This window comes from Saccharomonospora saliphila YIM 90502, assembly GCF_000383795.1.
Lineage (GTDB): Bacteria > Actinomycetota > Actinomycetes > Mycobacteriales > Pseudonocardiaceae > Saccharomonospora > Saccharomonospora saliphila.
Map to the genome: position 1 here is coordinate 40,984 of NZ_KB912728.1, position 9,018 is coordinate 50,001.

Genomic DNA, 9,018 nt, shown 5'->3' on the forward strand with positions numbered 1-9,018 from the left:
CCGAGGCCGCCCGCGACGCCGACGTGCTCCTCGTCAGCGTGGCCGGTGACCAGGCCGTGCGCACGGTGCTGTCGGGCCCCGACGGCGCGCTCGCGGCCGCGCCACCCTCCACGGTGGTGGCTGATCTGAGCACGGTGGCGCCCCCCGAGGCGCGGGAGCTGGCCGGTGTGGTGGCCGAGGCGGGGCACCGTCCGCTCGACGCCCGCGTGCTCGGCAACGTCGAGCACGCCCGGGAGGGCGGGCTCCGGTTCCTGATCGGCGGAGACGCGTCCGATCTCGCCGCGCTGCGGCCTGTGCTCGACGTGCTCGCCAAGGACGTGGTGCACCTCGGCGGGCACGGCACGGGGGCCGCGGCCAAGGTCGCGCTGAACCTGCTGATGGGGGTGCAGCTCCAGGCGTTGTCGGAGGCCGTGGTCCTCGGTCGGCGGGCCGGGCTGTGCGCCGAGCAGCTACTCGACATGATCGCGGCCAGTGGCTACGCCTCGCCGATGATGCGGTTCAAGAGCGGGGTCATGGCCCGCCGTGCGTTCGGCCGCGCCGACTTCCGGCTCGCCCTGATGCGCAAGGACCTGCGCCTCGCTCTGGCCGACGCCCAACGGCTGGAGGTCGCCCTGCCCGCCACGGAGGCGGCTTACGAGGTGCTCACCGCCGCCGACGACGAGGGCCTCGGCGACCTCGACTGCGCCGGGGTGCTGCTGGAGAACGAACGCCGCGCCGGGCTCGCGGTCTCCGACGAGGCGCGCGAGCCCGGGCCCGGAGCGGATGCCGGGGCCGGTTCCCCCCAGCGATCCGGTGCACACCACGCCTGAGTCGCGCGCCGGGAAGCCACGGGGGTCACGGCCTCGCGACGCGGGGGAAGAATTCGCGTGCGGGGCCGGGCGCCGGTCTGCCAGCCTCGGCCCGTGAGGACCGCCGTCGCCGCCATCGCGGACGTGCTGCGTGGTGATCTGGTCGCCGTGATCGAGCACGGGTCGCGCGTCACCTCGGGCCCACGGCCGACGAGTGATGTGGACCTGCTCGTCGTCGTGTCGAGACCGCTCGCGGAGGTCTCAAGGCGGGCGCTGGCCGCGCGCCTGCTCGACCTCTCGGGCGCGCCCGGATCGTCGTCTCCTCCGCTGGACGTCGCGGTCGTGGTGCGGTCGCGGTTGTGGCCGTGGCGCTTCCCGCCGTGGTGCGAGTTCCAGTTCGGGGAGTGGCTGCGTGACGAGCTGGTCCGGGGACGGATGCGGCCGCCCGCACCGGACCCGGACCTCACCATCGGTCTCGTCGTGGCCCGGGACCGTGGCCGCTCACTGGTCGGACCGGCACCGGACGAACTCCTTCCGCCCGTGCCCGCAGGCGACGTGCGCGAGGCGATCGCCGCGAGCGTGCCCACCGTGCTGGCGGAGTTCGCGGGCGACGAGCGCAACGTGGTGCTGACGCTGGCGCGCATGGTCGTCACCGTCGAGACGGGCGCGATCGTCGCGAAGGACGAGGCCGCCGACCGGGTCCGGTCCACGGTCGACGGGCCCACCGCGCGCGCCCTGCTCTGGGCCCGGGACGACTACCGCGGCGCGCACCCGCCGCCGGTGCCCGCCGCCGAACTGCACCGCGCCGCCGAGGCGCTCGCCGGGCGCCTGCCACGCTGACCGGCGGCGGTGACTCCCGCCGGTTCACCCGGCCGACGGAGGAAAGCCGGGTTTCGGCGCGCTGCCGGTGGAAACCCGGATCGGGAACCGAACGCCGAGGAGGAGGGTCCATGTCGACGGCATCAGAGCAACGGGACCTGGTCACGGTCATCGTGGACGACCACCGCGCGGTGGAACGCGTGTTCGGCGAGCTGGAACAGGGCGTGGGTGACGCACGGCGGAGGCGGGACCTGGCCGACCATGTGATCGCCGAACTCGTGCGGCACTCGGTGGCCGAGGAACAGTACCTGTACCCCGCCGCGCGGCGCCACCTCGACGACGGCGACGAGGTCGCCGACCACGAGATCGCCGAACACGCCGAGGCCGAGGAGCTGATGAAGCGGCTCGACGGTGTCGACGCGACGGACGCGCGGTTCGACGAGCTGCTCCGCGAGCTGATGGACGCGATCCGGCACCACGTCGAGGACGAGGAGAACGACCTTCTTCCCCGGCTGCGGGCGGCGTGCGAGCCGAGCGAACTGGCCGATCTGGGGGAGAAGGTGCTGCGGGCCAAGGAGGTCGCCCCCACCCGGCCCCACCCCGCGGCGCCGGACACACCACCGGCCAACCGCATCCTCGACCCCGGTGCGGGGCTGGTCGACCGGCTCCGCGACCGACTGAGCGGACGCCAGACCTGACACCACCGCCCGGGGGAGACGGGCGTGGGTGACGACAGGAGCGAGATCGGGGACCTGGTCGGGGAGTACCCGCCGTTCCAGCGCCGCGAGTGGGTGGCGAACCGGATCGGCTGGGCGGCGATGGGCCTGATCGTGCTCGCCGGGCTCGCCGGGGTGTGGGGCCAGGGCTGGGCCGCCGACGCCGAGGTCGTCGGCGGTGACGGTGTCCTCGTCGGCTACGACCGGTTCGTGCGCGACCGCGGCGAAGACCAGCCTGCGGGTGCGGTTCCCGCCGGACAGCGCGCGGCACGGCGTGGTCGGGCTCGCCGTGGCGCAAAACGTCCTCGCCACCAACGAGCTGCTGGCGCTCACCCCGGCCGCGGACGCGGTCACCGCGGTGGGCGGGTCTTTCGTCTACACCTTCCGCGTCCGGCACGACGGCCCCGTGACGGTGACCTTCCGCCTCCGTCCGGACTCGGGCCCCGGGCTACGGCGGGCCACGGTCGGCGTTCCCTCCGCGGAACCGGTCCGGTTCCGGCAGTTCGTCTATCCGTGACCGGCGGCGGGGAGGGCAGCGGTGGACGTGGTCCTGCGCGCGGTGGCGATCTACCTGATCGTCGTGGTGCTGTTCCGCATCACGGGCAAACGTACGGTCGCGCAGGTCACCACCGTCGACCTGGTGCTGCTACTGATCATCAGTGAGGCGACCCAGCAGGCTCTCATCGGCGACGACTACTCCGTGACCACCGCGGCCCTGGCGATCATCACCCTGATCCTGCTCGACCGCACGGCCGATTTCGCCAAGTTCCGGTCCAGAATGGTCGGCCGCCTCGTCGAGGGGGTGCCGGTGGTGCTGGTGGAGCACGGGCGCGCGCTGGAACACCGGCTGGCCAAGGAACACATCACCACCGACGACGTGCTCGCCGCCGCCCGGCACCAACAGGGCCTGTTGCGCATGGAGCAGATCGACTACGCCATCCTGGAAAGCTCCGGCGCGATCAGCATCATCCCGGTCTCCACCGCGACCGAACCGGAGCGGCCGGGTGAGGAGTCCGGTGGGACGGTCGGCGGGACCTGACCGCCGAGCGTGCGGTGTGGCCAGTGCCGCCGACCCGCCCCGTGGGTCGGCGGCACTGGCGATGGGCACGCGGTCAGGAGTGGCTGGCCGCGGGCTCCCGCTCGTGCTCGGAGTTCGGGCCGAGCTGCCGCTGGAGCTTCTCGCCCTCGACGTCGACGTTGGGCAGCGCCGCGTCGAGCGGCCGGGGAAGCCACCAGGCCGTCTTGCCGAGCAGCGCCAGTACGGCAGGCACGATCGTCATGCGCACCACGAAAGCGTCGAACAGCACCGCGATGGCGAGTCCGAACCCGATCATCTTGATCATCGACTCGTCCGAGCCGACGAAGCCCGCGAACACGCTGATCATGATCAGCGCGGCGGCGGTGACGACCCGGGCGCCGTGCGAGAAGCCGGTGACGATCGACTCGCGCGGGGTCTCGCCGTGGACGTAGGCCTCCCGCATGCGGGTGACAAGGAAGACCTCGTAGTCCATCGCCAGGCCGAACACCAGGCCGACCAAGAAGATCGGCATGAGGCTCATCACCGGGCCGGTCTGTTCCACGCCGACGAGATCGGCGAGCCAGCCCCACTGGAAGACCGCCACCACCGCGCCGAGCGCGGCGACCACGGACAGCAGGAAGCCGAGCGCGGCCTTGAGCGGAACGAGGATCGAGCGGAAGACCACCATCAACAGCACGAACGCGAGCCCGACCACCAGCGCAAGGTAGGGCAGCAGCGCGTCGTTGAGCTTGTCCGACACGTCGATGCCCATGGCGGTCTGCCCCGTCACCAGGACCTCGGCGCCGGTGGCATCGGTGATGCCCCCGGCGGTCTCCCGGATGGTGTGCACCAGGTCCTCGGTCGCGGTGCTGCTCGGTTCGGACGCGGGGATCACCGTGAGCATCGCGGTGTCGCCGGTCCGGTTCGGCGTGGGCGGGGTGAGGGCCGCGACCCCGTCGAGGCCCCGCAACATGCCGGCAGTGCGCTCGGTGGCCGCCGTCGGGTCGTCGCTGCCGGTCGCGTCGACGGCCACGATCAACGGTCCGTTCGTGCCGGGGCCGAATCCCTCCGCGATGAGGTCGTAGGCCCGGCGCTGGGTGGTGTCGGTGGGCTTGGAGCTGTCGTCGGGCAGGCCGAGCTGGAGCTCGGAGGCGGGAACGGCGATCAGCCCGAGACCGGCGACGGCGGCCAGCAGCACCAGGACCGGGCGGCGCAGGACGAACCCGGCCCACCGGGTGCCCGCCCCCTGCTTGTCGGGGGCCGTGGCCGCCGCGTCGCCGCGCCGCTTGCGCGGCAGGATGCGCGGGCCCGCCGCGCCGAGGAACGCGGGAATGAGCGTGAGGGCGACCAGCACCGCGAGTACCACCGCACCGGCCGCGGCCAGGCCCATCTTCGTCAGGATCGGGATGTTGACCACCGCCAGGCCGGCGAGGGCGATGACGACCGTCAGGCCGGCGAAGACCACCGCCGACCCGGCCGTGCCGGTGGCGCGCCCGACCGCGTCGCGGGGCGCGTGACCCTCGGCGAGTTCGGCGCGGTAGCGGGAGACGATGAACAGCGCGTAGTCGATGCCGACCGCGAGGCCGATCATCGTCGCCAGGATGGGCGTGGTGCTGTCCAGTTCGAGTACCCCGGTCAGCGCGGTGATTGCGGAGACGCTGATGCCGACCCCGATCAGGGCGGTGATCAGGGGAAGACCCGCGGCCACCAGCGACCCGAAGGTGATCAGCAGGACCACCGCGGCGACGAGGACACCGATGACCTCGGTGCTGCCGGTCTCGGGGATGGTCGTGAGCGCGTCGCCGCCCACCTCGACCGTGAGCCCGGCCTCGCGTCCCTGTTCGGCGGCGTCCTCGAGCGCCGCTCGGGAGGAGTCGGTCAGTTCGAAGGCGCTGGTCTCGTAGTTGACCTGGGCGTAGGCGATGGTGCCGTCGGGGCTGACCGAGCGGGCCTGGAACGGGTCCACCGCTTGTTGCACCTGCGAGCCCCGGTTCAGGTCGGCGACCATCTCACCGATCGCGGTCCGGTTCTCCGGAGCGGTGAGTTGCTCGCCCTCGGGCGCCTTGAACACGACGCGGGCGGTGGCGCCGTCCGGGTTGCTGCCGGGGAAACGGTCCTCCAGCAGTTCGAACGCCTGCTGCGCCTCGGTGCCGGGAATGGAGATGGTGGACGACGCGGTCGAGGAACTGGTCGCGGCGGCGCCGCCCACGGCGGCGAGCACCACCACCCAGACCAGGGCGACCAGCCCCTTCCGCCGGAACGCGAACCGGCCAAGCCGGTACAGCAACGTGGCCATGAACGAGAAACTCCTCCAGTGTCGAGGGCACGGGCGGGCCTTTCGGGCGCTACGGCGCTGGAGCCCCCAGTGGATGTCGGACGGGTGTGATCAGGCGATGCCGAGCGCGGGGAAGACCACGGCGCGCAGGTAGTCCTCCATGTACTCGGCGTCCACGTCCCGGTTCTCGATCAGTTTGCGCAGGCTGAGCCCGCCGAGGACCAGGTGTGGGAGGAACGGCGTCGCCGGGTTGTCGGGGGCGAGATCGCCACGCTCGCGTGCCCGCGTGAGCACCGTGTGGAGAATCTCCAGCCCCGGCCGGATGTGCAGTTCGTACAGCGCCTGCCACAGTTCCGGGTCCTTGGAGACGGCGTGGGCCAGGCCGTTGAGCAGCGCGGTGTCCTCGTCGGCGTGGTCGAGGATCTGAGCGACGAGCTGGCGCAGGTCGTCGGCCAGTGATCCGGTGTCCACGTCGGTGAGCGGCTCCGCCATCTGCCGCAGCGCGGTGGCCACGAGTTTCGGCTTGCTCTCCCACTGGCGGTAGAGGGTCGCCTTGCTCGCCCGTGTGCGTGCCGCGACCGCGTCCATGGTCAGGGCCTCGTAGCCCTGTTCGCGGACGAGCTCCACCACCGTGGCGAACACCGCGCGTTCACGTTCCGGCGTCAGCCGGGTGCGGCGGGACTGCGCGGTGGTCTGGCCGGACATCCTGACTCCAAGAAACGAAACCGTTTCGTACCTGTCCGAGTGTAGACCCGGGCGCGAGCGAAACGCAAACGTATCGAAACTCGCTCGTTTCGCCTGCTCGTGCCTCCGGTACGGGCTCCGAGATTCCGGCGCCTCCGGCCATTCCCACCAGGCGCTCCGGCCGCGGGGCCACGGTGTCTGCTCCATTGCGGGCATGACCGGCGCGAACGATTCCCGTCCCCGCATGCGGCGGATACTGTCGAGGTCATGGTCAGTGACGAGCGCCCCCGGACGCTCGGGGGCCGCACCGATCCCACCTCCACCCACCTGCGCATGCTCGCGGCGGCCCAACGCCGCCGTTTCGAGGGGCGCGCCATGCGTGTGGGTCGTTCCGACATCGTCCACGCCGTCCGGCTCCGGCGGTGGGTCGGTGACGAGGAGGTTCCCGCACCGGCCTGCCGTGTCGGCACCGACACCCCGGACGTGTCCGACGAGCTGCGCCCCGTCACCGACCGGCCGGTGACGTGCCGTCGCTGCCTGGCCTACGGCATCGCCCGCGAGGAGGGGCAGCCGTATCAGCCCCGCCTCGCGCAGATCGGCTTGTGGGCCGACGAGCACGAGCTCGAGTTGCCGCGGTGGCCGCCCGCGTCCTGACTCGATCGCCGCCTACGAGACGGCTCACCGGGCGAACAGACCCACCAGGGTTCCGGTCGCGAGGATGTGCCCGTCGGCGACGGCGTGGACGTCGTCGGCCGTGGCGCCCTCGTCGAGGCCCAGGGGGCGGTCGACGGCGTAGAGGCGGAAGAAGTAGCGGTGAGCCTCGTCGCCGACGGGTGGGTGCGGGCCGCCCCAGCCGAGGTCGCCGAAGCTGTTGCGGCCCCGTGCCGCGCCGGGTGGCACGTCGTCGCCGCTGCCGCCGACGCCCGTGGTGTCCGGGGAGATCTCGACGAGCACCCAGTGGGTGAACGTGCCGCCGGGCGCGTCGGGGTCTTCACAGACCAGTGCGAGTTCCTCGGTGCCGTCGGGCACGTGCGTCCACTCCAGGGGCGGCACCGCGTTGCCGCCCTGCCGCGAGTAGCGGTCGGGGATCAGGGTGCCGTCGTTGAACGCGGGGCTGCGCAGCTCCAGCTCCGCCGCGATCGCGCGGGGCGGTTCGTCGATCGACGGGTCACCCCGGCTCGTGCCCCGGTCGCCCTTCGGTCCCGCGGCGCGGTCCCGGCGTTCCTGCGCCATCGCGGTCCTCCCTCGTCCGGCTCCGGTCTCGGAGGTTCCCGCGCCCGGCGCGGGCAAACCCTCGCCGGGCCCCGCTCAGCGCACCACGATCGTGTGCTCTTCCCGGGCGACGAGTGTGCCGATCACCGGCGCGCCCGGGATCTCTCCGGCCACGAGCAGCCCGCCCGAGGTCTGCGCGTCGGCCAGCAGCAGCGCGGTGTGCTCGTCGACGCGGGAGAGGTCGGTGTGCGGGGCGACCCAGTCCAGATTGCGCCGCGTGCCGCCCGAGACGTAGCCGTCGCGGACGGCGGTGCGGGCGGCGTCGAGCACGGGCACGGCGGCGGAATCGAGGACGGCACTCACGCCGCCGGCCCGGCACAGCTTGTACAGGTGGCCCAGCAGGCCGAATCCCGTGACGTCGGTCGCGCAGTCGATCCCGGCGGCGAGCGCGGCGCGGGCGGACGAGTCGTTGAGCGTGGTCATCACGTCCACGGCCTCGCCGAAGTACTCCCCGGTGGCCTTGTGCCGGGTGTTGAGCACGCCGAGTCCCAGGGGCTTGGTCAGCGACAGGGGCAGTCCCGCCCGTCCGGTGTCGTTGCGCAGCAGCCGGTCCGCCCGCGCGACGCCGGTGACGGCCAGGCCGTACTTGGGCTCGGGGTCGTCCACGCTGTGCCCGCCCGCGAGGTGGCAGCCCGCCGCGCCGCATACCTCCGCGCCGCCGCGCAGGGCTTCGGCGGCCAGGTCGAACGGCAGCGTCTCGCGGGGCCAGCACAGCAGGTTCACCGCCACCACCGGGGTGCCGCCCATCGCGTAGACGTCGGAGAGCGCGTTGGCCGCCGCGATGCGTCCCCAGTCGTAGGGGTCGTCCACGACCGGGGTGAAGAAGTCGGTGGTGGCGATCACCGCCTGGTCGCCGTCGAGACGCACGGCGGCGGCGTCGTCCCCGTCGTCGAGCCCGACGAGCAGCTCACCCGCCGGGTGGGCGGGGGCGGCGCCGACGAGGCCGGAGACCACGCTCTCCAGCTCGCCGGGCGGGATCTTGCACGCGCAGCCGCCTCCGTGGGCGTACTGGGTCAGTCGCACGGCCATGGGTCCCATCGTGGTACAGGAAACCGGACTCGGCGAGTGGTCGTGCGTGCGTGGCGAGTTCTTGGCAGGATGTCGGTATGTCCCAGGGAGGCGCTTCCGGCCTGGTGACCGGCACGGTCTTCAAAACCGTTGAACGGCAGGCGCTGTCGTTGGCGGGTTCGATTCCCGTTCGCCTCCGCTACACCCACCGGTCCGGCCCCGGCCGTCGAGGGGGTCGGGGTGGCTGACGCGCGCAGGCGCATTCCCCGCACCGACGCGCTGCTGGGCGAACCCCGCCTGGCCAAGGCCGTCCACGAGCTGGGCCGTGAGCTGGTCAAGGCGGCGATCGTGGCCGCGCAGGACCGCGCCCGCGCCGGGCAGATCGCGCCCGACGACGTCGCCGACACCGCGCTCGCCGCGCTGCCGCCCACCGCCGCG

General features: G+C 72.8%; 10 protein-coding genes, 1 tRNA gene and 1 pseudogene. 8 read left to right on the forward strand and 4 right to left on the reverse strand.

Annotation, left to right across the window (positions count from 1 at the left end; translation table 11 throughout):
• From SACSA_RS23850 to SACSA_RS0119155, 5 genes are all read left to right on the forward strand, one after another.
• Positions 1–809, forward strand: an 809-nt coding sequence (locus SACSA_RS23850; RefSeq protein ID WP_019819358.1) for an NAD(P)-dependent oxidoreductase, incomplete at its 5' end; no start/stop codon positions are given.
• 93 nt (positions 810–902) lie between these two features.
• Entirely contained in the window at positions 903–1,628 is a 726-nt protein-coding gene (locus SACSA_RS23855; RefSeq protein ID WP_019819359.1) for an aminoglycoside adenylyltransferase domain-containing protein, read from the forward strand.
• A 110-nt stretch (positions 1,629–1,738) separates the two neighbouring features.
• Entirely contained in the window at positions 1,739–2,305 is a 567-nt protein-coding gene (locus SACSA_RS0119145; RefSeq protein ID WP_019819360.1) for a hemerythrin domain-containing protein, read from the forward strand.
• A gap of 196 nt (positions 2,306–2,501) precedes the next feature.
• A complete protein-coding gene (locus tag SACSA_RS0119150) occupies positions 2,502–2,840 on the forward strand; it encodes a hypothetical protein (RefSeq protein ID WP_232213014.1) in 339 nt (112 codons plus the stop codon).
• A 21-nt stretch (positions 2,841–2,861) separates the two neighbouring features.
• Positions 2,862–3,362 carry a DUF421 domain-containing protein gene (locus tag SACSA_RS0119155; RefSeq protein WP_019819361.1) on the forward strand — a complete coding sequence of 167 codons (501 nt, stop codon included), beginning with the start codon at positions 2,862–2,864 and terminating at the stop codon, positions 3,360–3,362.
• Positions 3,363–3,435: 73 nt separating this feature from the next.
• Here the strand turns inward: SACSA_RS0119155 and SACSA_RS0119160 are convergent, their stop codons facing one another.
• Together SACSA_RS0119160 and SACSA_RS0119165 are read right to left on the reverse strand one after the other, a co-directional pair.
• Positions 3,436–5,637 carry an MMPL family transporter gene (locus SACSA_RS0119160; RefSeq protein WP_019819362.1) on the reverse strand — a complete coding sequence of 734 codons (2,202 nt, stop codon included), beginning with the start codon at positions 5,635–5,637 and terminating at the stop codon, positions 3,436–3,438.
• Positions 5,638–5,727: 90 nt separating this feature from the next.
• Positions 5,728–6,321 carry a TetR/AcrR family transcriptional regulator gene (locus SACSA_RS0119165; RefSeq protein WP_019819363.1) on the reverse strand — a complete coding sequence of 198 codons (594 nt, stop codon included), beginning with the start codon at positions 6,319–6,321 and terminating at the stop codon, positions 5,728–5,730.
• A 246-nt stretch (positions 6,322–6,567) separates the two neighbouring features.
• Here SACSA_RS0119165 and SACSA_RS0119170 point away from each other — a divergent pair, with 246 nt between their 5' ends.
• On the forward strand, positions 6,568–6,954 hold the full coding sequence (locus tag SACSA_RS0119170; protein ID WP_019819364.1) for a hypothetical protein: 387 nt from the start codon (positions 6,568–6,570) through the stop codon (positions 6,952–6,954).
• Between the two features lie 24 nt (positions 6,955–6,978).
• Here the strand turns inward: SACSA_RS0119170 and SACSA_RS0119175 are convergent, their stop codons facing one another.
• On the reverse strand, positions 6,979–7,533 hold the full coding sequence (locus SACSA_RS0119175; protein ID WP_019819366.1) for a YbhB/YbcL family Raf kinase inhibitor-like protein: 555 nt from the start codon (positions 7,531–7,533) through the stop codon (positions 6,979–6,981).
• Between the two features lie 75 nt (positions 7,534–7,608).
• The gene (gene selD / locus SACSA_RS0119180; RefSeq protein WP_019819368.1) at positions 7,609–8,601 is read right to left on the reverse strand and encodes a selenide, water dikinase SelD; all 993 of its coding nucleotides are present in this window, start codon (positions 8,599–8,601) and stop codon (positions 7,609–7,611) included.
• An 86-nt stretch (positions 8,602–8,687) separates the two neighbouring features.
• Between selD and SACSA_RS0119185 the strand changes: the two genes are divergently transcribed.
• A tRNA-Sec gene (locus tag SACSA_RS0119185) sits at positions 8,688–8,779 on the forward strand.
• Positions 8,780–8,820: 41 nt separating this feature from the next.
• Positions 8,821–9,018: pseudogene (locus SACSA_RS0119190) on the forward strand (L-seryl-tRNA(Sec) selenium transferase); the annotation flags it as partial.